The following is a 22,837-nucleotide window of genomic DNA, read 5'->3' as shown; positions in this document are numbered from 1 at the left end:
GACCGGCAACCCCTTGCCTTCCTATCGGAACGCCCATGACCTTTGCCGCCAACTTCATGTCCGACAACGCCGCCGCGCCCTGCCCGGAGGTGTTGAACGCGCTTGCCGCTGCCGCTCCGGCCCAGAATGCTGGTTATGATGGCGATGAATGGTCCCGCCGGCTTGATGGCCTGTTCACCACCCTGTTCGGGCGGGACTGCATGGCGGTGCCGGTGAGCACCGGCACCGCCGCCAATGCGCTGGCGCTGGCCTGCCTGGTGCCGCCGTGGGGCGCGGTGGCCTGTCATACCGAAGCGCACATCCATGTCGATGAATGCGGCGCGCCGGAATTCTACACTGGTGGTGCCAAGCTGATGCTGTGCGCAGGCGATCACGGCAAGCTGACGCCCGCCGGGCTGGACGCCGGCCTCGCCAGCCACCGTAATGATGTGCACCAGGTGCAATTGTCGGCGCTGTCGATCACCCAGGCCACCGAATGCGGCACCGTCTACACGCCGGCCGAACTCGCCGCGCTCACTGCTCACGCTGCCGCCAAGGGTTGGCGCGTACACATGGATGGCGCGCGTTTCGCCAATGCCGTGGCGCAATTGGGCTGTAACCCAAGCGAAATGGTGGCCGGCGTCGATGCGCTCAGCTTTGGCTGCATCAAGAATGGCGGCCTTTCGGCCGAAGCGCTGGTGCTGTTCGATCTTGCCCTCGCCGATCAATTGCGTTGGCGCCGCAAGCGCGCCGGGCAGATGCCATCCAAAGGCCGGTTCAACGCGGCCCAGATCATCGCCATGGTGGAAGATGGTGTGTGGCTGCGCAACGCCCGCGCCGCCAATGCCGGCGCGCAGGCGCTCGCCGCCGCCGCCCAGGATCGCCTGCTCCACCCCGTGCAGGCCAACGAAGTCTTCGCGCAACTCGCCCCCGGCGAACCCGATCGGTTGCGTGCCCAGGGCTTCCACTTCTATGATTGGGGCGATGCTGGCTCCAACGAAGCTCGGCTGGTGGTGAGCTGGGACACGCCGGCCTCCCACGTCGAGGCGCTGGCCCGCGCGCTGGCAGCAGGTTGATGGCAACGACTGAAGGCCGCTTCACCCCGCTGGCCTGGTTCGCCTTCATCGTCTGCACCCTGATCTGGGGCAGCACCTGGTTCGTGATCCGCACGCAACTGGGTGAGGTGCCGCCCAGCTGGTCGGTCACCTGGCGCTTTGCGTTGGGCGCCGCCGTGATGTTCGGCCTGTGCCTGGTCAGGGGCAAATCCTTGCGGCTCACCGGCCGCCAGCACGGTTTTGCGCTGCTCGTTGCGGTCAGCCAGTTCGTGCTCAATTTCAATCTCGTCTACCGGTCCGAACAATATCTCGCCTCCGGCCTGGTCAGCCTCACCTTCGCCTTCCTGCTTGTCACCAACACGGCGCTGTCGGCGGCGTTCCTGGGCCAGCGCGTCACCGGCCGCTTCATGATCGGCAGCGCCATCGGGCTGGCCGGCGTGGCCCTGTTGTTCGCGCCCGATCTGGGCAAGCCGGGCGGCGAACAGATGGGACTTGGCCTCGCCCTCGCGTTCGGCGGCGTCTTCTCCGCCAGCATCGCCAATGTGCTGCAGGCCACGCCGCAGGGCCGTGCGATGCCTCTGGAAGCCGGCATTGCCTGGGCGATGGCTTGGGGTGCGCTGATCGATGGTGCGGTGGCGTGGGGCATTTCGGGCCCGCCCGTCATTTCCACGGCGCCCGTCTATCTGGCCGGCCTTGCCTACCTCGGCATTGCCGCGTCGGCCGTCGCCTTCAACCTCTATTACATCCTGATCCGCACCGTGGGGGCGGGGCCGGCGGCGTGGAACGGCGTGGCGGTGCCGGTGGTGGCGATGGCGCTCTCCACCTTGCTGGAAGGCTATCAATGGACCCTGACCGCCGTTGCCGGCATCGCACTGGCGCTCATCGGCCTCACCATCGCGCTGAGGGCCAAGGCGAGCCAATCGTAAAAGTCCCTAGGTAGCCATCCCGATTCCCTCAAGCGCCCCAGATGCCAATATCGGGGCGGGAGACAGGATGATGGTGTTCAGCAACAGCTGCGGGCAATGCAAGGTGCGGGATCAAGCCCTGTGCGGGGTCTTGTCCGATATCGAACTGGCGCCTTTGGCTGCCTGTGGCGTGCAGCGCACGCTGGCTCGCGGCGAGACGCTGGTGCGCGCCGGCGATTCAGCCCCGGTTTGCGCCAATATCCAGCGCGGCCTGATGAAGATCAGCGATATCAATCCGGCCGGCCAGGAAGTGATCGTGGGCCTGCTGTGGCCGGGCGATTTCGTTGGCAGGCCGTTCCGCAGCGAACAGCCCGCCCTGCATGACGTGGTGGCGCTGACGCCGGTGAGCCTGTGCCTGTTTCCACAGCGCCACATGGAGCGGGCCCTGACCGAGAATCCAAGCATGGAGCGCGCCCTGCTGAGCCGCACGCTGGCCGAGCTGGAAGCGGCCCGCACCCACTGTTCAAAGCTGGCGCGGGCAACCGCCTTGGCCCGCGTTGCCGGCTTCATCGTCGAATCGGCCCGGCGCACGGATACATTCGGCAGCGAGCGTGACAGCGAAACCGTGACGACCATCGAACTGCCGCTGAGCCGGGGCGAGATGGCGGATCTGCTCGGCCTGACCATCGAAACCGTCAGCCGCCAGATGTCGCGGCTGAAGAGCGCCGGGGTGATCGGGCTGCCTGGCGGCCGCCACGTGGTGATCCATGATCCCGATGCGCTGGCGGAAGCCGCCGAAGAATTGAACTGAGGGGAGAGACGCGATGAAAACGATCCTTGTGCATATCGAAGGTGACGATGGCCAGGAGGCAAGGCTGAATGCCGCCTTCGATCTGGCGCGCGCCGCCGGCGGCCATCTCGTCTGCCTGTCGGTGATGCCCTATGCCGCCTATGCGCTGGGCGATCCGGCGATGGGCGCCTTTCCGGTGACCACGCTGATCGACGCAGTGGAAGCCCGCCGCAAGGAAGAGCGCACCGCCGTGGAAGCGCGGCTGAACCGCGAAGGCGTCAGCTGGGAATGGCAGTCTGCCGATGGCGATTCCAGCGATCGGCTGGTCGAATATGCTCGTCTGGCCGATGTGGTGGTGATGAGCGCCGGGCCGTTTTCGCGTCAGGCCGCGCTGCAATTGGGGATTACCGGCGATGTCGCCATCCGTTCCCCGGCGCCGGTGCTGGCGGTGCCGCCCAACGCCCGCGGCATCACGGTGGCCGGCCCGGCACTTGTGTGCTGGGATGGCGGCCAGGAAGCGGCGCGGGCGCTGCGTGCGGCGCTGCCGCTGTTGGCGCTGAGCGAGGCCGTTACCCTGCTGACCGTGGAAGAAAAGGACACGTCCTTCGGTGTGCGCGCCGCAGCGGCCTTTCTGTCCCGCCACGGCATTCATGCCGATGTGCTGGAACGCGCCCAGGGCAGTTCCAGCATCGAACAGGTGATCCGTTCGGTGGCGGCGGAACGGCAGGCGGCGTGGATCGTGCAGGGCGCTTATGGCCACAGCCGCATGCGCCAGATGCTGTTTGGCGGGGTGACGCGCGGCCTGCTGGCGGATGCGCCGGCACCAATCCTGATCGCCCATTGATCTGGATCAAGGCGAAGGCCGGACGGGCTTGGCAATTTCTTGAGGGACGCCCGGTGGCGGGCGCAGCTTGGGAGAGGGGAAATGAAATTCGAATTCCGCGAAGAGCATGGCGTGGCGATCGAAGGCGCCAAACAGGCCGTTCCTGCACCTGAACAAGGTGTAAGGCGACTGGATTTTGACTTGCCAAACAAACTGTTGGCCCAACTGGTGGGTGCCGGTGCGGCTTATCTTTCCATCATGTATGTTGCGTTTCAGGCCGGCACCGGGCTTGGTTTGATCTTCGTGGTGTTCGGTCTGGTGCTGGTGGCCTATTACGGGTTGCCCTTGATGATGCAGCAGGCGTCGGGCCCCAACAAGGATGACGTCCCGCGCAAGGGAGCGTGGGGAATTGATACCGCCAGCGGCTATCTTTCAGGCCGGGCAGCCTATGCCCAGGTGATGACGGTGCCGTTGCTGATGGTGGCCTGGGCCATCTTCGTGGCCGTGATTACCTGATTTCCCCGTTTCAGGGGTTGGTTGTCGACCGGACTGCATCCTCCGTCTCCCACCCATCCTGCGGGGGGTGACGCCGGGCCGATCAACCAACGGAAGGCCGTCGACCCGGGCAGGGACGACGGCCTTCCTTCTTTCTGGTGTGTCACGCGGCCTTCGGCAGCGCCTGTGCCAGCCGCCAGAGTTTCTCCGGCGTCGCGGGCATCTCCACCTGTTGGCCATCCAGTGCATCGATGATGGCGTTGATCACCGATGGCATGGCGCCAATCGTGCCGGCCTCGCCGCAGCCCTTCACGCCCAGCGGGTTGGTGGGCGACGGGGTGTTGAGCGTTTCGAAGGCCACCGCCGGCGGCATCACGTCGGCGCGCGGGATTCCATAGTCCATCAGGCTGCCGGTGATCAGCTGGCCGGCTTCGTCATAAACGATATTTTCCAGCACCGCCTGGCCCAGCCCCTGCGCAATGCCGCCGTGGATCTGGCCTTCCACCAGCATCGGGTTCACCAGCACGCCGAAATCATCGACCAGGCTGTACCGGGTGACGGCGATCATGCCGGTATCCGGATCCAGCTCCACCTCGGCGATGTGGCAGCCGTTGGGGAAGGTGGGCGCGGGCTTGGATTCCTTGGTGGTGTACCGGCTGCGGCCATCCAATGCGCCGGGGTGGCGGCTGGCGAGTTCGGCCCAGCTCAGCGTGGCATTGCTGCCGCGCGCCTTGAACAGGCCATCGCTGTAATCGACGTCGCTGCCCAGATCTTCACTGGCCAGCGCAGTGCCGCGGGCAATCATGTCGTCGGCACACACCAGCACGGCGCCGCCGCCGAACGCCATCGATCGCGAGCCACCAGTGCCGCCGCCCACCTCCATGCGGGTTGTGTCGCCCTGCACGATGCGGATCTGGTCCATCGGCACGCCGAGTTTCGCCGCAGCGACCTGCGCATAGACGGTTTCATGGCCCTGGCCGTTGGATTGGGTGCCGACCGACATTTCGATGGTGCCATCGGCCGCAACCCGCACATCGGCATGTTCCTCGGTGCCGCCACCGCCAGCGATTTCGACATAATAGGCCATGCCGCGACCAAGGCGCTTGCCGCGCTTGGCGGCTTCCGCCTTGCGCCCTGCGAAGCCGGCCCAATCGGCCACCTGCTTGGCGCGTTCCAGCACGGCGGGGAAATTGCCGATGTCGAAGGTGAGGCCCAGGCCGTTTTCGTGCGGCAGTTCGGCCGGCAGCAGCAGGTTGCGGCTGCGCATCTCGTCAACACCGATGCCGATTTCACGCGCGGCCGCTTCGATCAGCCGCTCCATGATATAGGCCGATTCCGGGCGGCCGGCGCCGCGATAGGCATCGACCGGCGTGGTGTTGGTGACAACGCCGTGCACCAGATTGTGGATGGCCGGGATGCGATAGACGCCGCCCATGATGCGGCCGCCGGCCATCGTCTGGATCGCCGGGCCGAACTGCGCCTGATAGGCGCCCAGATCGGACCAGGTTTCGACCTTCAGCGCCAGGATGCGGCCCTGCGCATCAAGCGCCAGCGCGGCTTCGGACTCCATGGCGCGGCCGTGGGTATCGGTCTGGAAGGCGTCGCTGCGTTCACCCGTCCACTTCACCGGGCGGCGCAAGTGACGGGCGGCATGCAGGCACAGCGCATATTCGGGGTAGAGGAAGCTCTTCATGCCGAAGCCGCCGCCAACATCGTGGGTGACGACCCGCACCTGTTCCACAGGCACCTGCAGCACCACCTTGGCCAGCTCGCGGCGCATGGAAGCGACGCCCTGGCTGCCGGTGGTCAGCGTAAAACCTTCGGCTTCATCATACTCGCCCAGCGCGGCACGCACTTCCATCGAGGTGGGGGCGATACGGTTCTGCAGGATATTGAGGCGGGTGACATGCGCAGCGCCGGCAATGGCGGCCTCCACGGCGGCGCCATCCCCAACCTGCCAATCGAACAGGCTGTTCGATTTGGCTTCCGGCCAGATCAGCGATGCATCGGGAGCCAGCGCGGCAGCGATGCTGGCGACGGCGGGCAGCTCTTCATAGTCCACATAAATGGCTTCGGCACCGGCGCGGGCCGCCTCGCGGGTTTCGGCGACGACGAAAGCAACGCCATCGCCCACGAAGCGCACCCGATCATCGGCCAGCAGCACGCGCGGCGTCTTCACATCGCCCGACAGCGGCACGAGGCAGGGGATCGGGCCGTACGATTCGATATCCTTGTGGGTATAGACGGCCACGACACCCGGCACACCCAGCGCGGCTGCGATGTCGATATCCTTGATTTCGGCATGGGCATGGGGGCTGCGAAGGGTAACGCCATACAGCATCCCCGGCCGCGACAGATCATCGGTGAAACGGCCTTGGCCCGTGAGCAGGCGGGCGTCCTCGACGCGGGTGACCGATTGGCCGGTGCCGAACTTCATGGGGCAGACTCCTCAAGGCAGGCCAACAGGCCGGCGTGATAATCGGGGTATAACAGCGAATAGCCAAGCTGCCTTTTCATGCGGCCATTGGCCACCCTGCGACACTCGGCATAAAAGGCGCGGCCCATCGGTGACAGAGCGGCCTGTTCCAGCGGAATCAGCGGGGAGGGCACCATCCCCAGCATCCGTGCGGCCGCCGCCGTGACCGCTTCGCCCGGCGCTGGCAGATCATCGGCGATATTATAGATGCCCGCCGGGCCGCCGTGCATGCTGGCCAGCACGCTGCCTGCAATATCGTCAACATGGATGCGGCTGAACACATGGCCCGGCAGATCGATGCGGGCGACCGGTCCGGCGCGCAGCCGATCGAGTGCGGAACGGCCGGGGCCATAGATGCCGGGCAGGCGGAACACGCGGGATTGGGGGTGCAGCGCCTCCCAAGTCTCATCAGCCAGGTTGCGCCCGCCGCGACGGCCCTGGCGGGGCGCGCTTTCATCAACCCAGGCCCCGCCGGCATCGCCATAAACACCGGTGGAGGACAGATAGCCGATCCATTTCGCCGGGGCCCTGGCCAGTGCGTCGCCGTGCGCGACCAGCACCGGATCGCTGCCGTCACTGGCGGGCGGCACTGAAGACAAGATGTGTGTGGCGCTGGCGATGACGCCCGGCAATTCCGGACTGTCCAGGGTGAGCACACCCGGGCCGGGGCGCGAGCGCACCGCAGTCAGCGCAAAGCCCGCCGCTTGCGCGGCTTTGGCGATCATACCCGCGCTGTACCCAAGGCCAAGAACCAGCAGATGCATGGCACCTGTCTAGGCCACGACGCGGGCAGGCGCCAGCGCTGCCGGCCTATTTGATGTCCGGTGCGTCCAGATGCTCCGCCTTCCAACGCATGGCGGTGATCACGCGGGTGTGGCCGCTGGGATGATCAAAGAAGATCACCTCTTCCCACGGGCCGGGTTCGATCTTGCGATATTGCGACAGCTTCATCGCAATGCGGGCAAAGCCATCGGGCGCGCGGGCGGCATTGAGGCCGAAAACATCGGCTTCCTGTTCCTGCACGCGGATCATTGTGTTGGTGATCGGCGTGCCCAGAAAAAACACAATGCTGATCACGATGGTCAGCGCCGGCAGCACGCCGGGATCGGCCATGCCCTCGATCCCCCAGCGCCCGCCAATGCGCGCTAGCAGCCACGGTGTGCCCACTGCCACCAGCGCCAGGCTGACCGCGATGAGCAGCGCAACGGTGATGATCAGTTTCCACATGTGATTGAGCACATAATGGCCCAGCTCATGCGCCATCACCGAGCGGATTTCGTGAATGTCCTGCTTCATCAGATTGTCGTTCAGCGCGATGCGGGTGGTGCCGAACAGGCCTTTGACATTGGCGGAGATGCGATCCGATTGGCGGCTGGCATCAACCAGATAGACATTGTCGGCCGGCACGCCATTGGCACGCGCCAGCTTCAGCACCTCGGTCTTCACCGGGCCATCGGGCAGCGGGGTGTAGTCATTGAACAGCGGATCAAGATAGACCGGCGCCAGCGTGATCGTGACCATCATCACCCCGATGGTCAAGCCGGCGCCGCCCAGCCACCAATTGCGCGGGAAATGGCGAATTGCTGCGTGCACGCCCATCCACAGCAGCGCCGCCAGCAGCGTATCGACCGCAATGAAGATCAGCTGCTCGCCGCCCCATTCGGCAAAGCCTTGATTCGACAGGCCATAGGCATGTTCGCGGAAGAAATCGGTGTAGAGGACATAGGGCGCGGTGATGATGGTGATCAGCAGCAGATAGGGCACGGCAAACAGGAAAGCGGCGAGCAACGGTCCCGCCTTGCTGCGCGCCCAGCGCGACAGCCGCGCCGCCCAGCCCAGGCGCAAGACGATCAGATTGGCCACCAACGTGACGAGAAATTCGGCGAGGTTCAGCCAGTAGCCACCCTCGAAATAGGCATCGGATTGCGCCCGCGCCGCGCCCTTCAGGGTCGCCATATAGGCCTGTGTGGCCAGTTCCGGATCAAATGCCATGCTGTCTCCTGTTGGTATCTGTATTGCATGAACAATACAGAGAGACAAGCTTGTGCCGCGGCCACACCGCTGACCCGCCGCTTTTGCACAGCTTGCCGCACTCCGCAGCCATGCCACCATCCGCACATGCTCAGCCGCGCCGACGATTATCCCATCCACCAGACCCCGGAGCCGATCGCGGTTTCGGGGACGGATCGCAATTTCTACGACCGTTACTTCTTCAGCGCGCAAAGCCCGGATGGCAGCGCGGTGGTGGGCGTGGCGATGGGCATCTACCCGCACCTCAACATCATCGATTGCGCGGTTTCTGTGCTGGCGGGTGGCCAGCAGCACAGCCTGTTCGCCAGCCGTATTCTGCATGGCGAGCGCATGGATCTGCGCGTTGGCCCGGTCACGCTGGAGGTGGTTGAACCGCTGCAAAAACTGCGCCTTGGCATTGCGCCCAACGACACCGGCATCGCCGGGGAACTGCTCTTCACCGGCCGCGCCGCGCCGATCCTGGAACCGCGTTTCATCCGCCGCATCGGCACCCGCACCATCATGGACGTGACGCGCATGACCCAGGGCGGCCAGTGGAGCGGGCAGATCAGCGCCGCCGGCGTGGCGCATGATCTCACTGGCTGGCGCGGCACCCGTGACCGTAGCTGGGGCGTACGCCCGATTGGCGCGGCCGATCCGCAAACCCCGCAGCCGGCAATCCCGCCGCAATTCTTCTGGCTGTGGACGCCCACTGCCTTTGATGATTGGCACCTGTTCTTCCATAGCAACGACGATGAACATGGCCGGCCGTGGAACCGCGCCGGGGTGCTGGTGCGCCTGAAGGACGGTGCCGAATTCCCGCTGGAAGACCCACGCATGGCGCTGGCCTTCCGCCCCGGCAGCCGCCACGCCGGCGCCGCCCGGCTGGAGGCGCGTTTGCAGGATGGCCGGCCGGTGACGGTGGATTTCCGCATCGGCGAGAATTTCATGATGCGCGGCATCGGTTATGGCCACCCGGTGCGCGGGCACGGCATGTTCCAGGGGCCTGACGTGGTTGCACACGAGGTGCTTCATCTGGCCGGCGTCGATCCGGCCAACCCGATGAACGCGCATGTGCAGGGCCTGAGCGAGGCCAGCCTGTCGATCGGCGGTGCGGCTCCGCTCGTGGGGCGCGGCCTGTTCGAGCAACTCGCGATCGGCCCGCACGCACCGTCGGGTTTCAAGGACCTGTTCGACCTTGCCGGCTGAGCATCTCGCCCGATTCCTGTCAGAACGCTGGGGGGAGCCGGTCAGCATCGCCGGCCTCAAGCGCTTCCACGGTGGTTCGGCGCGGCAGACCTATCGCTTTGATGCCATCGCCCCGTCTGGCCGGCGCGAGGCTCTGGTGCTGCGCCGCGATCCGCCGTCGAGCCTGATCGAGACCGACCGGCTGGCCGAATATCGCGCCATCCAGTGTTTCGCCGGGACCGACGTGCCAGTGCCCGAACCCGTGTTCTGCGACGAAGGCCCGGAAAGCTTTGGTTCCCCCGGCTTTCTCATGCGCGAAGTGCCTGGCGGGGCCGCCGCCGGCCTGCTCGAACCTGAACCTTATGGCGAGCACGCGGCCGCCATCGGTCGGCAATTCTTCACCGCACTGGGCCACATCCACGCCGAAGATCCGGGCAAGGCGGGATTGCCCGCCATGGCGCCGGCTGATGCTGCACCGGCGCGGCTGGCGCACTGGAAGGCGGCCTTTGACGCCGATGTTTTCCGCCCGGAACCGCTGCTCGATGCCGGCTTTCGCTGGCTCTCCGCCAATCTGCCGCCGCCGCCGGAGCGCATCTCCATCGTCCACGGCGATTATCGCTCCGGCAATTTCCTTCATGACGGAGCGGGAACGCTGCTGGCCGTGCTGGATTGGGAAATGGTCCACCCCGGCGACGCGCACGAGGATCTGGCCTGGGCCTGTGATCCCTTGTGGTCGAATTTCTCCGGCCGGCCCGCTGCCACGCTGCCGCTGGCCGAAGCAATTGCCACGTGGGAAGCCGCCTCCGGCCTGAGGCTGAACCCGGCAAGCTGGCGCTGGTGGCGACTGTTTGCGCAGGTGCAGGGGCTGGTGATCTGGATCAGTGCCGCTCGGGAGATCATCGATGGCCGCAGCCATGATCCGGTGCTGATGTTCGCCGGCACCATCCCCTATCGTTTCCACACACTCACGCTGGCGCAGTCACTGGAGGCGTGCTCATGAGCCTGCCGCTTCCCGCCCTGCTCACCGCGTTGGCCAACGCGCAAGGACAGGAAGTCGCGCCGGCCCTGCAATTGCTTGGCCAACCTGGTGCACCCGATGCCAATTATGCCAGCGGCACCGCGGCAACATCGGCCCTGATTCTGATGATCGCGGCGGCGGAAGCGGCCGCCAGGCCTGCCCGCGAAGTCGCCTGCGTCGATGCTGCCCGGCTGCTCGTCGGTGCAGCGGCGGATGATCGTGACACCCGCGCGGCGGCGCTGGGCACGTTATTGGCCGCTGGCAACAAACAGGCGCTGGCCTTGCTGAAAGCCGAAGCCGCTGCCGAATGGCAGGTGCTGGCCGGGCTGATGCTGCCGCCGCCCGTTCCGGTGGAGTAGCGCCAGAAACCGCTTCCCCTTGGTACCCCTTTCGCGCACCATGGGTGCATGCTTGATGCCCGAACCAACCCGCCGCTGGCCGAAGTGCGCCTGACGGATTATCGCGAGCCGGATTGGCTGGTGCCGCAGTTGGAGCTTGATTTCCGGTTGGATGCTGTGCGCACCGTGGTCAAGGCGCGGCTCGTCGTGCAGCGCAATGGCACCCACAATCGCCCGCTGGTGCTGGATGGCCATGCGCTGGAAACCACGGCGATCCGTGTCGATGGTGAAACCGTGCTGGCCTATCCCAATGGCGACACGCTCACGCTGGCGATCAATGGTGACAGCGCAGTGGTGGAAACTGATGTCGTCATCCACCCGCAGCGCAACACGCGGCTGATGGGGCTTTATGCCAGCGAGGGAAGGCTGGTCACGCAGTGCGAGGCTGAAGGCTTCCGATCGATTACCTGGTTCCCGGATCGGCCTGATGTACTGTCGCGCTACGCGGTGCGGCTGGAGGCGGACAGGGCGCAATTCCCGGTGCTGCTGTCCAACGGTGATCGCGGCGCGGCCGCTGATCTGCCCGGTGGCCGCCACGAAAGCCATTGGACCGACCCCTGGCCCAAGCCGGCCTATCTGTTCGCTTTGGTCGCCGGGCAATTGAGCGCGCTGGAAGATGAATTCATCACCGCCAGCGGCCGCCATGTGAAGCTCGCCATCTGGACGGCGGCGGCCGACGTGCCGCGCTGCGCCCACGCCATGGCGGCACTGAAGGCCAGCATGGACTGGGATGAGCGTGTCTATGGCCGCGAATATGATCTGGACGAGTTCAATATCGTCGCCGTGGCCGATTTCAACGCCGGCGCAATGGAGAACAAGGGCCTCAACATCTTCAATTCCAAATATATTCTGGCCGATACCGAAACCGCTACTGATCAGGATTTCGATGCCGTGGCCGGTGTGGTGGCGCATGAATATTTCCATAACTGGACCGGCAATCGCGTCACCTGCCGCGACTGGTTCCAGCTGTCCCTGAAGGAAGGCCTCACCGTCTTTCGCGATCAGCAGTTCAGCGCCGATCAGGGCAGCGCCGCGGTGCGCCGCATCGATGATGTGCGGGCGCTGCGTGCCGTGCAGTTCCCCGAAGATGCCGGGCCCTTGGCGCACCCGATCCGCCCCGATCATTATGTCGAGATCGCCAATTTCTACACGGCGACCATCTACAACAAGGGCGCTGAGGTGATCCGTATGCTGCACACGCTGCTGGGGGTCGAAGGCTTCCGGCGCGGCGCGGATCTCTATTTCGGGCGTCACGATGGCCAGGCCGTCACCTGCGAGGATTGGGTGAAGGCAATGGAAGATGCCAATGGCGTCGAGCTGGGCCAGTTCCGCCGTTGGTATGAACAGGCCGGCACGCCGCGCGTTACTGTCGATCTGCGCCAGGCGGGTGGCCGTGTGGAAGTGACGCTGCGCCAGTCGCTGGCCCCCACGCCGGGCCAGCCGCACAAGATGATCATGCACATGCCGTTCCGCGTGGCGCTGATCGGTCGCAGCAGCGGCAAGCGCATCGGCGAAGAACTGGTGGTGCAGCTGAAAGAGGCTGTCACCCACATCACCTTCGACGCGGTCGCCGAACCGGTGCTGCCCAGCCTCAATCGCGGTTTTTCGGCGCCGGTGGTGGTGGAAGCGCAAACGGCCCGCGCCGATCTCGCGTTCCTGGCCGCTCATGATGATGATCCGTTCGCGCGTTGGGAAGCGTTCCAGCGCCTGGCCCTGTCGGTGCTCTCCACCGATGATGATCCGGCCGAGCTGGTGACGGCGGTGCGTGGAACGCTGCTGGATCCCGGCCTTGATGCCGCCTTCAAGGGTGAGGCGGTGCTGCTGCCGACCGAGGCGTTCATCGGCGATTCGGCCGAGCTGGTGGAGGTGGAGGCCATCCACCGCCGCCGTGATGCCGCGCGCCTGGCGATCGCGCGAGGGTTGGAAGAGCTGTGGTGGCAGACCCATGCGCAAGCCATGGCAGCGCTGGCTCCGGATCCCGCGGCGCTCTCGCCCGAAGCGAAAGGCGCGCGCCGGCTGGCCAATGTCGCGCTGGGCTATCTGGTCAGCGCCGGTTCTGATCAGGCCTTTGCCGCCGCCCGCCGCCAATATGACACGGCCGCGACCATGACCGATCGCATGGGCGCGATGACGGCACTGGTGAACAGTTCGTCGCCGGAGCGCGAAGTCGTTCTGGCCGATTTCCACCAGCGTTTTGCCAGCAATCCCGACGTGATCGACAAATGGTTCAGCGTGCAGGCGCTGGCCAACCGGCCCGATGTGCTGGGCAATGTGAAGGCGCTGATCGGCCACCGCGATTTCACCATCGTCAATCCCAACCGCCTGCGCAGCCTGATCGGGGCCTTTGCGGCCAATCAACGCTGGTTCCACAATGCCGATGGCGCCGGCTATCGCCTGCTCGCCGATCAGCTGATCGCGGTGGACCGGGTCAACCCGCAGAGCGCTGCCCGCCTGGCGGTGCCGCTGGGCCGTTGGCGCCGGTTCGATGCGGCCCGCAGCGCCATGATGCGCGGCGAACTGGAACGCATCGCCGGCACTGCCGGCATGTCGAAGGACGTGCTGGAAATGGCGTCGCGGGCGCTGGCATGACATACGGAGCGCCGCCGCTCCCGCTGTTCTTCCACCCCGATTACGCGCCGCCGCTGCCGCAGGGGCATCGGTTTCCGATGTCGAAATATGCGCTCCTGCTGCCGGCACTGGCGGCGCGCGGGCAAAGGGTGGCAACGCTCGATCCTGAACTGATGCCGGTGGAATGGCTGCATGCCGTCCATGATCCGGCCTATGTCGATGCCGTGCTCTCAGCCAGCGTGCCGCCCGAAGTTGAACGCCGCATTGGCCTGCCTGTTACCCCCGCCGTCGCCCGCCGCACCCGGCTGGTGGCCGGCGGCACGCACGCGGCGGCGTTGCACGCTCTCGCCCACGGCTGGGCTGCCAACGGTGCAGGCGGCAGCCATCACGCCGGGCCGGATGGCGGCGCCGGTTATTGCGTCACCAATGATCTCGCCATCGCTGCCAACCGGCTGGTGGCAGAGGGACAGGCACGCTGCATCCTGATCGTCGATTGCGATGTGCACCAGGGCGATGGCACCGCTCACATCATGGCCGGGCGTTGTGACATCATCACGCTCTCCATCCATGCCGAAAAGAATTTCCCGGTGCGCAAGGCCCGCTCCACCCACGATATCGGCTTGCCCGATGGCACCGGCGATGCGGATTATCTGGCGGCGCTGGAACCGGCGCTCAGCGCGCTGCTCGCCCGGCATCGGCCGCAGCTGGTACTGCACCAGGCCGGCGTTGATCCGCACCAAGACGACCGGCTTGGCCGGCTTGCGCTGACGGATGGCGGCCTCGCCGCCCGCGAGGCGCTGGTGGCCCGGCTTGCGGCGCGGGCCGGGGCGGCGCTGGCCGTCACGCTGGGCGGCGGCTATGCCATTGATCCGGCCGATGTTGCCCGGCGCCATGCGCTGGCGCTCAGTGCCAGCTGGCAGGCATGGAGCACCGCTGCGAGGGATGCCGCCGCTTGATCGCGTAAGGCCAATGTGAAGATGGAAGCACCAGCGCCCGGATCATCTCCTCCCGCCGCCACTCTGGCGACGGTGCTGATGTTGCGTGTGGCGCAGGGTGACAGCGCCGCCTTCACCCAATTGGTGCGCCTGCTCGAACGCCCGGCACTGGCGCTGGCGTTTCGAACGCTGAACGACCGGGCCGGGGCCGAAGATGTCTGCCAGCAGGCCTTCACCCGGCTGTGGACACATGGGCCCCGCTTCGATCCGGCGCGTGGTTCGGCTGAGGCCTGGTTCCGCCGCATCCTTGTCAATCTCTGCCTTGATCGCCGCCGCGCCATCCGCCCGGTGCAGCCATTGGATGCCGCTGCCGAACTGGCCGATCACCGCCCTGATCCTGAAGCCGCTGCCATCCGCGCCGATGGCCATGCAAGGCTGGAACGGGCGATGGCCCGCCTCAATCCGCGCCAGCGCCTGGCGCTCAGCCTGTTTCATGGCGACGGGCTCAGCATGGCCGAAATCGCCGATCAGATGGACACCACCGCCAAGGCCGTCGAGGGATTGCTCGGCCGCGCCCGTAATGAATTGCGAACCCTGATGAACGAAAGCCCACTCTCGTGACCGCCGTCTCAACCCCCGAAACCGATCTGGATGCGCTGCTTGGCCAGTGGGCCGCAGCGCCGATGGAAGGTGCGTCGGTTGATGTTGCCGCCATCCTGGCGCAGCCGCAGTTGCGCGATGCACCGCGCCGCGCGGCCCCCGCCTGGCGTCCGGCCTTGATGGCTGCCAGCCTGGCGCTGGTGGTCGCAGTTGGCGGCTGGATCGGCCTGTCTGATCGTTTTGCCCCCACCACCCCAATCGAAGTTGCTGCAGCCCCGCCGTCGGCCGGGGCAGGCGCGGCCGAGGCGGATGCCGCCTTTGCCTATGTTTTCACGCCGACGGCTGCCGAGGAAGACCTGATATGATCCGCAAGCTGCTGCTGGCGGCGTTGATCGCCGCCCCCCTGATCACCGCCCCCGCCTTTGCCCAATCGGCGCCGCCCGCGCCGCCGGCTCCGGCTGCTGCACCCCACCATGCTGCCCCTCATCACGGTGCCGGCGCCAAAATGGGCCGTCACATGGGCATGTTCCCCTCCATGAGCGAGGCGGGACGCGCCATCATGCGCGAGGCCATGATGGCCGGCGGCAACCGCCGTGACGACCGCCAGAAGGTGGAAGCCGCGCGTGAGAAGATGCTGGCCGCGCTGGAGGCCGAGCGTTTCGATGCCGGCGCCGTCAAGCGCGCCATGGAGGAGGAGCGCACCCTGGCCGATGCCACCCGCCAGCAGCGACAGGCTGCAATGCTTGCCGCTTTCCAGAAGCTCAGCCCCGAAGACCGCAAGGCCTTCGTGACCGACAGCCGCGCCATGAAGGCGCGGATGAAGGGCCGCATGGAAGGCTGGCGTGACCGCGTTCGCCCTCTTCGCAGCACCGGTGAACCTCGCCCGCTGCCGGCGCCGACTGCACAACCGATGGAAGGCTGATCACCCTGCCTTGAAAGGGCGCAAGCTCTGCGAAACTCAGGCCCGCCAGCCCGTCTGGCGGGCCACTTCGTTCCAAACCAGTTCGGCCAGCCGCCGCACCACCGGGCCGGTTCGGCCATTCCCCACCGCAGTGCCATCCATGCGCACCACCGGCAGGATCGGCGCGGTGGTGGAGGTGAGAAAAGCCTCGTCGGCGGCCAAGGCTTCGGCCAGCGTGAACGGCCGTTGTTCCACCACCAGTTGCGCCGCGTGTGCCAGCCGGATCAGGCTGTCCCGCGCGATGCCGGGCAGGATCGCCGTGCCGGTGGGGTGGGTGATGATGCGGCCGTCTTTCACGATCCAGGCGTTGGTGCTGCTGCCTTCGCGCACGGTCTCACCCGCCACCAGCCAGGCTTCGAACGCGCCAGCCTGCTTGGCCGCCTGCTTGGCCAGCACGTTGGGCAGCAGGCCGGTGGTCTTGATATCAACGCGGCCCCAGCGATTGTCGGGCTGGGTGATGACGGCAATGCCGGATTCCAGCTGACGCAGACGCTGGGCGAAATCAAAGCGCCGCACGGTCATCACCAGATTGGCTGGCGCTGCGCCCGGAAACGCATGATCGCGCTTCGCCGTGCCGCGGCTGACCTGCATGTAGATGATGCATTCGGCATGGCCGTTGGCCGCAATCAGCCGGCGCGCCTGAAGGGTGAGCGGGCCATCGGCGATATCGAGCGTGATGCCCAGTTCCGCCAGATTGCGGCGCAGGCGAACGAGGTGCGGCTGCCAATCAAGGATGCGCCCGTTCATCACCGCGCACACTTCATAAACGGCATCGCCAAACTGCGTGCCGCGATCCTCGATATGCAGCGTGGCGTCGGCCAGCGGCAGGATGCGCCCGTTGACATAGGCCAGTTGCGGCATGGTGTTGCGACCCCGGTGACTTGATGATCGGAAGCGTCTAGCGGCTGACCCTCCTGATTGTCGAGAGAGACACGATGACCATCCAGCTTGTCTGGTTCCGCAACGATCTGCGCCTCGCCGATCACGCCGCCCTGATCGCCGCTGCCGCACGTGGGCCTGTCGTGGCGCTGTTCGTGTTGGATGATGAGACGCCGGGCGCGTGGCGGATGGGTGCAGCGCAGCGCTGGTGGCTGCATCACAGCCTGGTGAGCCTGTCGCGTAGCATCGCCGAGCTCGGCGGCCAGTTGATCCTGCGCCGTGGCCGCGCCGGGCCGATCGTGCAGGCTCTGGCGGCAGAACTGCGCGCCGAGGTGCACACGCTGATCCATCATGAACCCTGGGCGGCTGTGCAGGTGGCGGAAGCCGGCCCAGTCACAGAACATCTCGGCGTCACGCTGGCAGCGCCGGAGAGCATCCTGAGCGGCACCGGGGGGCGCTATCGCATCTTCACGCCGTGGTGGAAGAAGCTGCTGGAACAGATGCCACCGCCGCGCCCCTTGCCGGTCCCCAATTTGCGCTGGGCCGATGTGGGCCGCATCGCCAGCGACGATCTCGCCAGCTGGGGCCTGCTGCCAACGGCGCCGGACTGGTCGGGCGGTTTCGCGGATTGGCAGCCGGGTGAAGCCGGAGCCGCGGCGCGGCTGGCCGATTTTGCCCGCCGTGCCGCCCGCTACGACGCTGCGCGCAACCTGCCATCCGTGGAAGGCACTTCGCGCCTGTCCCCGCATCTGGCGCTGGGCGAAGTCTCCCCAAACACCGCCTGGCACGTGATCGCCGATGCGGTGGGTGAGAGCGTGGCCGAGCCTTATCTGCGCGAGCTGGGCTGGCGCGATTTTGCCGCCAACATCATCGAACAATTCCCCGATCATGGCGACGCGCCCAACCGCGAAGCCTTTGCCCGCTTCCCGTTCATCGACGATCCCGCCGGCCTTCATGCCTGGTGCCACGGCCAGACCGGCTATCCCATTGTCGATGCCGGCATGCGGCAATTGTGGGCTACGGGCTGGATGCACAACCGGGTGCGCATGATAACGGCCAGCTTCCTGGTGAAGCACCAACTTATCGATTGGCGGCACGGCGAACGCTGGTTCTGGGATTGCCTGGTCGATGCCGATTACGGCAGCAACGCGCAGGGCTGGCAGTGGGTGATGGGATCGGGCGTCGATTCATCGCCCTTCAACCGCATTTTCGCCCCCATCGGCCAAAGCGCCAAGTTCGACGCCGCCGGCTACATCCGCCGCTGGGTGCCGGAACTGGCCAAACTGCCCGACGATCTGATCCACGCACCGTGGGACGCCGGGGTTGCGCTGATCCGCGCCGGCGTGAAATTGGGCCGCGATTATCCGGCGCCGATCGTCAATCACGAGGCCGCCCGTGCCCGCGCGCTACAAGCGTGGGCGACCGTGAAAGCGGGTTAAGCCAGATCGAACACCAGCGCTTCCGCGCCCTCGTCTGACGACAGTGCCAGCGCGGCGGCATCCTTCACTGCCAGGCCGTCGCCCTGCTTCAGCGCATGGCCGTCCACCACCAGGTTGCCGCGCGCCACCTGGACCCAGGCATGGCCGCGCGTGACTGGGGCGCTTAGCGCGCCGCCCGGCGCCAGCACGGCACGGGTGATGCTGGCGTCGCTGTGGATGGTCACGGCGCTTTCGGGAGCATCCGGCGCGGCCACGATGTCCAGCCGCGTTTCCCCGTCTGCCACCGCCGGCAGCGTCTTCTGCTCATAACCCGGCGCGATGCCGCGCTGGTTGGGCAGCAGCCAGATCTGCAACAGGTGCACTTGGTCGGTCGCACTGGCGTTGAACTCGCTGTGGCGAATGCCGGTGCCAGCGCTCATGCGCTGGGCTTCGCCGGGGCGGATCACGGCGCCGCTCCCAATGCTGTCGCGGTGCTCCAGCGCGCCATCAAGGATGTAGGTGACGATCTCCATATTGTCGTGCGGGTGGGTGGGGAAGCCGCCGCCGCCGGCAATGCGATCCTCGTTGATCACCCGCAGGGCGCGGAAGCCCATGATCCTGGGATCATGATATTGGCCGAACGAGAAACTGTGCGTTGCCTTCAGCCAGCCATGGTCGGCGCGGCCACGGTCTTCGGATTTGCGGTGCAGATAGGTGGGCATGTCTGTGTCTCCGCTTGGAGTGGTTGTCGCCGATATGGGGAGGCTTGCGCGATGTGCCAGATGCGAATGGGTCGCAGCAGCCATATCAGAACGGAATGACTTCGCCCTGCCAGTCGAGCAGCAGGCCGGTTTGTGATGGCGTGGCCTGATCGATCACCCGCAGCAGATGACGTGCGGACTCCTCCGTTGTGAACAATGTCTTCACGCCCTTCTGGAACGGCTTGGACAGGCCGGAATCCACCGTACCGGGATGCAGGGCGAGCAGGATCTGTTCCGGGCTGCGCCGCGCCTGCTCGATGGCCATGGTGTGGATCAGCTGGTTGAGCGCCGCCTTGGAGGCGCGGTAGCTGTGCCAGCCGCCCAAGCGATTGTCGCTGATCGAGCCAACCCGGGCCGACAGCGCTGCCAGCACCGTCTTGCGGCCCTTCGGCATCAGCGGCAGCAGCGCGCGGGCGACCAGCGCCGGGCCGATTGCGTTGATGGCAAAGGCGGTGGTGAGGGCTTCGGCGGAAAGCTGGCTGTTGGCCTTTTCAGGCGCCAAACCGTCACCGTGCAGCATGCCGGTGGCGATGAACACCAGATCGGGCGGAGCGGTCAGGGCAGCAGCGGCGGCCTCGATGCTGGCAGGATCGGCAAGGTCAACGCCGCCCGATCGGCTCCAGCGCGTCACACGGGCCACGGCCGGATCGGCATCGAGCAGATCGGAAAAGGCGCTGCCAATGCCGCCGGTGGCGCCGACGATCAGCGCATGCAGGCCGGGCTGGAAACTGGGGAGAAGGTTCATGCCCCGGTCATGGCGCAGGGCCGGTGTAGAGGGCAGGGGCCGCGTGGTCGCAGCTTATTCCTTCGACCCGATTATTCCTTTTCCATCGTGCACTGCAGCGGATGCTGGTGCTGACGGGCGAAATCGATGACCTGGTTCACCTTGGTCTCGGCCACTTCATAGGTGAAGATGCCGCACACACCCACGCCGCGCTGATGCACATGCAGCATCACCCGGGTTGCATCCTCGATGCTCATCTTGAAAAAGCGCTGCAGGCAAAGCACCACAAATTCCATCGGGGTATAGTCGTCGTTCAGCATCAGCACCTTGTACAGCGCTGGCTTGGCCGTCTTGGTTTCGGGCTTGGCCGCGAGGCCCACGCCGGTGCGGCCGCCGCCGCCAGCGTCGCGCTCTTCATCAGTCATGCGCGGCTCAAGTCCAGACAGCATCAAGGGTAATCCGGGAGGAAAGGGGAGCAATCCACCCCTATATAGCAAAAAATGCCGGCGAAAAAAGGGGCGCTGCCGTCACATGGCTGCCGTCACACTGGGGCCAAGCGAAAGGGGCGAGCAGCCATGCCGGCCGCTCACCCCTTGCAGTTGCATGCAGCCCGAAAGGCGGGCGGTGCGTTTACTTGGCAGTCCAGACCGACTTCAGCTTGTCGGTGGCCAGTGCCATCTGGTTCTGCATCGGCTCCATCACTTCGCCAGCCAGCTTGACCATCATTTCGGTCATCTTGCTGTACTGGGCGACGGCTTCGTCGAACTGGGTCTTGGCGAATTCGCTCTGCAGCTGCATCAGATCGTTCGGGGTCTTGGCCGAAGCCAGGGTCTTCACCATGGCCGAGGTTTCTTCGAACGACTTCTTCGACGCTTCGGTCAGGTGCGCCATCAGCTGCTCGACGCCGGTGGTGGCGGCCTTGGCCGAAATCATCAGCGCATCGACATTGGCGCGGGTCATCTCGGTCATCTCGTCCATGCTCTTCAGGCTGGCTTCGACGGCTTCCTTCGACTTGGCGGTCACCTGCTCCATGGCAGCCTTGCCATTGCTGAGCGCAGTTTCGGCCTGGGTGTTGAGCTGGGTAACGGCAGAGCGGACAGTGTCCTGGGTGGTTTCAAAGGCTGTGGCCATGTTCGGTTCCTTTCGTGCGGAATCGTGAGAGGGAGAAGTGGAGGTAATCGGAGCGACAGCCGCGACTGGCGCCACATCGGCAGGTTCCGGCGTGAACGGCACCCGGGCAGCGGCAGAGGCCACCCCAGGTTCCGGCGCCGGCGCCGCGGCAGTTTCAACCACCACTTCAGCCACGGCATGTTCCGGCGCAGAATCGATGGTCTGGGCTTCAGCCTTTGGTGCGGGCGCCGCTGCGGCCGGCGCTTTTGCCTTCACCGGCGCACGCTTGGCGGCAGGTTTGGACTTGGGCGCTGAGGTCTTGGCGGTCATCTGCGTCTCCGGCTTTGCTGCAATGCAACATATGCAGATGCCGCACCGGATTCAAGGGGTCCGATGTTGCAGTGCAGCATAATTTCAGCCGGCGGCGATCAGCTCCAGCGCAACCCCTTGTCATCACTGGAAAGAGTCTTGCCGGCGCGTGCGGCCGTGGCCACCAGCATCGCCGCCACGGCGCTGCGGTTGTCGCTGGCCGGGCTGCCGGCAAACACCGCGGCCACCGAATCGGGCCAGGTGCAGCCCTGCGGCACCTCCACCCCATCATGCGTGACCACCAGCGCCCGCATCCGGTTCAGATCAGCCACCAACATGGCACAGCCGGCCACCAGCGGCGCCATGCCATCGATGGCATCGCCGGAAAATTGCCAATCAACGCTGGTGCCATCCAGCCCGTTCATCACCAGCCGGCCCAGCGGAGCGCCGGCCATGGCGTTCTCGCCGGCGCCCAGCGCGAGGCGCACCAGCCGCAGCCGCCCGGTCAACCGCTGCGCACCCGACATGATCAACTCGTTGATTTCGGCATCGGGCTTCACATCGTCCAGCAGTTCGCTGGCGGTCATCACGCTGGCAATCGGCGTTGCCAGATCATGACACAGCCAGCGTACCACCCAATGGCTCAAGTCACTCATCACACCACCCCCGGTTCGGCGGAAGGATCCTTGTTCCCGCCATCGTCTCGCATCATCAGGCCCAGCGCGATGAGGCGACCATCGCCATCCTGCGCCAGTTCGAAATCCAGCCGCTGCCCTGGCTGCAACCGCTCCAGCCCGGCGGCAATCACCGCCGAAACATGCACGAACACATCACGCGGCCCCAGATCCGGCGTGATGAAGCCATAGCCCTTCTTGCCATCAAACCACTTCACTTCGCCACTGGCCATCATGTCACCTCGATGGCGATGGGCTGGAATGTGGCCGGACCGGGACCAATGGCATGCGGTACCCAGGCAGTGACATCGCCGCCAGCGATGATCAGCCAGATCTGGCCATTTTCCGTGGCGCGGGCGGCGTCACGACTGGAAGGTTCGCGGCGGGCATTGGGATGGCTGTGCCAGTGGCCGATCACCTGGCGGCCCTGCCCCCGCGCCGCGCGGTGCGTGGCCATCAGCGTGGCCGGATCAATCTCGAAACTGCGCGCCGGATCGGCGGCTACATTGCGGGCCGGCACAAGCGTTTCCACCCGGTTCGTCCCATCCTTGTTTTGCCCCAGCAACAGCCCGCACACTTCCGTTTGCGGAGAGGCCAATGCTGCATCCAGCAAAAACTGCCGATCCCCGCTTGATATCTGCAACTTCATGCCAACATCGCTAGGCTATGGGGGCTGAAAAGTCGATATTGATCACCTTGCCGGCCACGGCGGCCGGCCAGCGTCTGGACAAGGCGCTGGCGGAAGCCGTGCCGCTGTACAG

25 protein-coding genes are annotated in these 22,837 nt (G+C 65.9%); 14 read left to right on the top strand and 11 right to left on the bottom strand.

Annotation, left to right across the window (positions count from 1 at the left end):
• Window positions 1–35 precede the first annotated feature (35 nt).
• The 5 genes from RT662_RS11865 (at window position 36) to RT662_RS11845 (ending at window position 4,068) form a co-directional block, all read left to right on the top strand.
• Window positions 36–1,055, top strand: coding sequence for a beta-eliminating lyase-related protein (locus tag RT662_RS11865; RefSeq protein WP_313670915.1), 1,020 nt, complete (start codon window positions 36–38; stop codon window positions 1,053–1,055).
• Window positions 1,055–1,960, top strand: a complete 906-nt coding sequence (locus RT662_RS11860) for a DMT family transporter (RefSeq protein WP_313670914.1) — start codon at window positions 1,055–1,057, stop codon at window positions 1,958–1,960. Before RT662_RS11865 ends, RT662_RS11860 begins: the two co-directional genes overlap by 1 nt.
• Before the next feature lie 67 nt (window positions 1,961–2,027).
• Window positions 2,028–2,750, top strand: coding sequence for a Crp/Fnr family transcriptional regulator (locus RT662_RS11855; RefSeq protein WP_313670913.1), 723 nt, complete (start codon window positions 2,028–2,030; stop codon window positions 2,748–2,750).
• A 13-nt stretch (window positions 2,751–2,763) separates the two neighbouring features.
• On the top strand, window positions 2,764–3,573 hold the full coding sequence (locus RT662_RS11850) for a universal stress protein (protein WP_313670912.1): 810 nt from the start codon (window positions 2,764–2,766) through the stop codon (window positions 3,571–3,573).
• Between the two features lie 111 nt (window positions 3,574–3,684).
• Window positions 3,685–4,068: a hypothetical protein gene (locus RT662_RS11845; protein WP_313670911.1), complete on the top strand. Its 384-nt coding sequence runs from the start codon at window positions 3,685–3,687 to the stop codon at window positions 4,066–4,068.
• A gap of 142 nt (window positions 4,069–4,210) precedes the next feature.
• On the opposite strand, the gene RT662_RS11840 is transcribed toward RT662_RS11845, so the two are convergent.
• The 3 genes from RT662_RS11840 to RT662_RS11830 are packed head-to-tail and all read right to left on the bottom strand — an operon-like array spanning window position 4,211 to window position 8,515.
• On the bottom strand, window positions 4,211–6,484 hold the full coding sequence (locus RT662_RS11840; RefSeq protein ID WP_313670910.1) for a xanthine dehydrogenase family protein molybdopterin-binding subunit: 2,274 nt from the start codon (window positions 6,482–6,484) through the stop codon (window positions 4,211–4,213).
• Window positions 6,481–7,287, bottom strand: coding sequence for an SDR family NAD(P)-dependent oxidoreductase (locus RT662_RS11835; RefSeq protein ID WP_313670909.1), 807 nt, complete (start codon window positions 7,285–7,287; stop codon window positions 6,481–6,483). The genes RT662_RS11840 and RT662_RS11835 overlap by 4 nt, the downstream gene beginning before the upstream one ends.
• A gap of 46 nt (window positions 7,288–7,333) precedes the next feature.
• Window positions 7,334–8,515, bottom strand: coding sequence for a M48 family metallopeptidase (locus RT662_RS11830; RefSeq protein ID WP_313670908.1), 1,182 nt, complete (start codon window positions 8,513–8,515; stop codon window positions 7,334–7,336).
• A gap of 126 nt (window positions 8,516–8,641) precedes the next feature.
• Between RT662_RS11830 and RT662_RS11825 the strand changes: the two genes are divergently transcribed.
• The 8 genes from RT662_RS11825 to RT662_RS11790 are packed head-to-tail and all read left to right on the top strand — an operon-like array spanning window position 8,642 to window position 16,162.
• Window positions 8,642–9,742, top strand: coding sequence for a hypothetical protein (locus RT662_RS11825; RefSeq protein ID WP_313670907.1), 1,101 nt, complete (start codon window positions 8,642–8,644; stop codon window positions 9,740–9,742).
• Window positions 9,732–10,721 (top strand): phosphotransferase family protein, encoded by a 990-nt coding sequence (locus RT662_RS11820; protein ID WP_313670906.1) that lies wholly within the window; start codon window positions 9,732–9,734, stop codon window positions 10,719–10,721. Before RT662_RS11825 ends, RT662_RS11820 begins: the two co-directional genes overlap by 11 nt.
• On the top strand, window positions 10,718–11,098 hold the full coding sequence (locus RT662_RS11815) for a hypothetical protein (protein ID WP_313670905.1): 381 nt from the start codon (window positions 10,718–10,720) through the stop codon (window positions 11,096–11,098). Before RT662_RS11820 ends, RT662_RS11815 begins: the two co-directional genes overlap by 4 nt.
• Before the next feature lie 48 nt (window positions 11,099–11,146).
• On the top strand, window positions 11,147–13,726 hold the full coding sequence (gene pepN, locus RT662_RS11810; RefSeq protein ID WP_313670904.1) for an aminopeptidase N: 2,580 nt from the start codon (window positions 11,147–11,149) through the stop codon (window positions 13,724–13,726).
• Entirely contained in the window at window positions 13,723–14,661 is a 939-nt protein-coding gene (locus RT662_RS11805; protein WP_313670903.1) for a histone deacetylase, read from the top strand. The genes pepN and RT662_RS11805 overlap by 4 nt, the downstream gene beginning before the upstream one ends.
• A 21-nt stretch (window positions 14,662–14,682) precedes the next feature.
• Window positions 14,683–15,261, top strand: coding sequence for an RNA polymerase sigma factor (locus RT662_RS11800; RefSeq protein ID WP_313670902.1), 579 nt, complete (start codon window positions 14,683–14,685; stop codon window positions 15,259–15,261).
• Window positions 15,258–15,605, top strand: a complete 348-nt coding sequence (locus tag RT662_RS11795) for a hypothetical protein (RefSeq protein WP_313670901.1) — start codon at window positions 15,258–15,260, stop codon at window positions 15,603–15,605. Before RT662_RS11800 ends, RT662_RS11795 begins: the two co-directional genes overlap by 4 nt.
• Window positions 15,602–16,162 carry a periplasmic heavy metal sensor gene (locus RT662_RS11790; protein ID WP_313670900.1) on the top strand — a complete coding sequence of 187 codons (561 nt, stop codon included), beginning with the start codon at window positions 15,602–15,604 and terminating at the stop codon, window positions 16,160–16,162. Before RT662_RS11795 ends, RT662_RS11790 begins: the two co-directional genes overlap by 4 nt.
• Window positions 16,163–16,198: 36 nt before the next feature.
• Here the strand turns inward: RT662_RS11790 and RT662_RS11785 are convergent, their stop codons facing one another.
• Window positions 16,199–17,062 carry a D-amino-acid transaminase gene (locus RT662_RS11785; RefSeq protein ID WP_313670899.1) on the bottom strand — a complete coding sequence of 288 codons (864 nt, stop codon included), beginning with the start codon at window positions 17,060–17,062 and terminating at the stop codon, window positions 16,199–16,201.
• 74 nt (window positions 17,063–17,136) lie between these two features.
• Here RT662_RS11785 and RT662_RS11780 point away from each other — a divergent pair, with 74 nt between their 5' ends.
• Window positions 17,137–18,519 carry a deoxyribodipyrimidine photo-lyase gene (locus tag RT662_RS11780; RefSeq protein ID WP_313670898.1) on the top strand — a complete coding sequence of 461 codons (1,383 nt, stop codon included), beginning with the start codon at window positions 17,137–17,139 and terminating at the stop codon, window positions 18,517–18,519.
• On the opposite strand, the gene RT662_RS11775 is transcribed toward RT662_RS11780, so the two are convergent.
• The 7 genes from RT662_RS11775 to RT662_RS11745 form a co-directional block, all read right to left on the bottom strand.
• Window positions 18,516–19,220: a pirin family protein gene (locus tag RT662_RS11775; RefSeq protein ID WP_313670897.1), complete on the bottom strand. Its 705-nt coding sequence runs from the start codon at window positions 19,218–19,220 to the stop codon at window positions 18,516–18,518. The two genes, RT662_RS11780 and RT662_RS11775, sit on opposite strands and share 4 nt — an antisense overlap.
• 85 nt (window positions 19,221–19,305) lie before the next feature.
• Complete coding sequence (locus RT662_RS11770) at window positions 19,306–20,004, bottom strand: SDR family NAD(P)-dependent oxidoreductase (RefSeq protein WP_313670896.1); 699 nt, start codon at window positions 20,002–20,004, stop codon at window positions 19,306–19,308.
• 71 nt (window positions 20,005–20,075) lie between these two features.
• The gene (gene clpS / locus RT662_RS11765) at window positions 20,076–20,432 is read right to left on the bottom strand and encodes an ATP-dependent Clp protease adapter ClpS (RefSeq protein WP_409530170.1); all 357 of its coding nucleotides are present in this window, start codon (window positions 20,430–20,432) and stop codon (window positions 20,076–20,078) included.
• Window positions 20,433–20,613: 181 nt separating this feature from the next.
• Window positions 20,614–21,423 carry a phasin family protein gene (locus tag RT662_RS11760; RefSeq protein ID WP_313670895.1) on the bottom strand — a complete coding sequence of 270 codons (810 nt, stop codon included), beginning with the start codon at window positions 21,421–21,423 and terminating at the stop codon, window positions 20,614–20,616.
• Window positions 21,424–21,521: 98 nt separating this feature from the next.
• Window positions 21,522–22,058, bottom strand: a complete 537-nt coding sequence (locus RT662_RS11755) for a hypothetical protein (RefSeq protein WP_313670894.1) — start codon at window positions 22,056–22,058, stop codon at window positions 21,522–21,524.
• Window positions 22,058–22,309, bottom strand: coding sequence for a cold-shock protein (locus RT662_RS11750; RefSeq protein ID WP_313670893.1), 252 nt, complete (start codon window positions 22,307–22,309; stop codon window positions 22,058–22,060). Before RT662_RS11750 ends, RT662_RS11755 begins: the two co-directional genes overlap by 1 nt.
• Window positions 22,309–22,725 (bottom strand): M67 family metallopeptidase, encoded by a 417-nt coding sequence (locus RT662_RS11745; protein WP_313670892.1) that lies wholly within the window; start codon window positions 22,723–22,725, stop codon window positions 22,309–22,311. Before RT662_RS11745 ends, RT662_RS11750 begins: the two co-directional genes overlap by 1 nt.
• Window positions 22,726–22,837 lie beyond the last annotated feature (112 nt).

Source organism: Sandarakinorhabdus sp., from assembly GCF_032115815.1.
GTDB lineage: Bacteria > Pseudomonadota > Alphaproteobacteria > Sphingomonadales > Sphingomonadaceae > Sandarakinorhabdus.
This window is presented reverse-complemented; position numbering and strand designations above follow the sequence as displayed.

Coding starts and splice junctions, on each gene's coding strand:
- RT662_RS11865 (WP_313670915.1), top strand. CDS start 36: ATGACCTTTGCCGCCAACTTCATGTCCGACAACGCCGCCGCGCCCTGC.
- RT662_RS11860 (WP_313670914.1), top strand. CDS start 1,055: ATGGCAACGACTGAAGGCCGCTTCACCCCGCTGGCCTGGTTCGCCTTC.
- RT662_RS11855 (WP_313670913.1), top strand. CDS start 2,028: ATGATGGTGTTCAGCAACAGCTGCGGGCAATGCAAGGTGCGGGATCAA.
- RT662_RS11850 (WP_313670912.1), top strand. CDS start 2,764: ATGAAAACGATCCTTGTGCATATCGAAGGTGACGATGGCCAGGAGGCA.
- RT662_RS11840 (WP_313670910.1), bottom strand. CDS start 6,484: ATGAAGTTCGGCACCGGCCAATCGGTCACCCGCGTCGAGGACGCCCGC.
- RT662_RS11835 (WP_313670909.1), bottom strand. CDS start 7,287: ATGCATCTGCTGGTTCTTGGCCTTGGGTACAGCGCGGGTATGATCGCC.
- RT662_RS11830 (WP_313670908.1), bottom strand. CDS start 8,515: ATGGCATTTGATCCGGAACTGGCCACACAGGCCTATATGGCGACCCTG.
- RT662_RS11825 (WP_313670907.1), top strand. CDS start 8,642: ATGCTCAGCCGCGCCGACGATTATCCCATCCACCAGACCCCGGAGCCG.
- RT662_RS11815 (WP_313670905.1), top strand. CDS start 10,718: ATGAGCCTGCCGCTTCCCGCCCTGCTCACCGCGTTGGCCAACGCGCAA.
- pepN (WP_313670904.1), top strand. CDS start 11,147: ATGCTTGATGCCCGAACCAACCCGCCGCTGGCCGAAGTGCGCCTGACG.
- RT662_RS11805 (WP_313670903.1), top strand. CDS start 13,723: ATGACATACGGAGCGCCGCCGCTCCCGCTGTTCTTCCACCCCGATTAC.
- RT662_RS11800 (WP_313670902.1), top strand. CDS start 14,683: ATGGAAGCACCAGCGCCCGGATCATCTCCTCCCGCCGCCACTCTGGCG.
- RT662_RS11790 (WP_313670900.1), top strand. CDS start 15,602: ATGATCCGCAAGCTGCTGCTGGCGGCGTTGATCGCCGCCCCCCTGATC.
- RT662_RS11785 (WP_313670899.1), bottom strand. CDS start 17,062: ATGCCGCAACTGGCCTATGTCAACGGGCGCATCCTGCCGCTGGCCGAC.
- RT662_RS11780 (WP_313670898.1), top strand. CDS start 17,137: ATGACCATCCAGCTTGTCTGGTTCCGCAACGATCTGCGCCTCGCCGAT.
- RT662_RS11775 (WP_313670897.1), bottom strand. CDS start 19,220: ATGCCCACCTATCTGCACCGCAAATCCGAAGACCGTGGCCGCGCCGAC.
- RT662_RS11770 (WP_313670896.1), bottom strand. CDS start 20,004: ATGAACCTTCTCCCCAGTTTCCAGCCCGGCCTGCATGCGCTGATCGTC.
- clpS (WP_409530170.1), bottom strand. CDS start 20,432: ATGCTGTCTGGACTTGAGCCGCGCATGACTGATGAAGAGCGCGACGCT.
- RT662_RS11760 (WP_313670895.1), bottom strand. CDS start 21,423: ATGACCGCCAAGACCTCAGCGCCCAAGTCCAAACCTGCCGCCAAGCGT.
- RT662_RS11755 (WP_313670894.1), bottom strand. CDS start 22,058: ATGAGTGACTTGAGCCATTGGGTGGTACGCTGGCTGTGTCATGATCTG.
- RT662_RS11750 (WP_313670893.1), bottom strand. CDS start 22,309: ATGGCCAGTGGCGAAGTGAAGTGGTTTGATGGCAAGAAGGGCTATGGC.
- RT662_RS11745 (WP_313670892.1), bottom strand. CDS start 22,725: ATGAAGTTGCAGATATCAAGCGGGGATCGGCAGTTTTTGCTGGATGCA.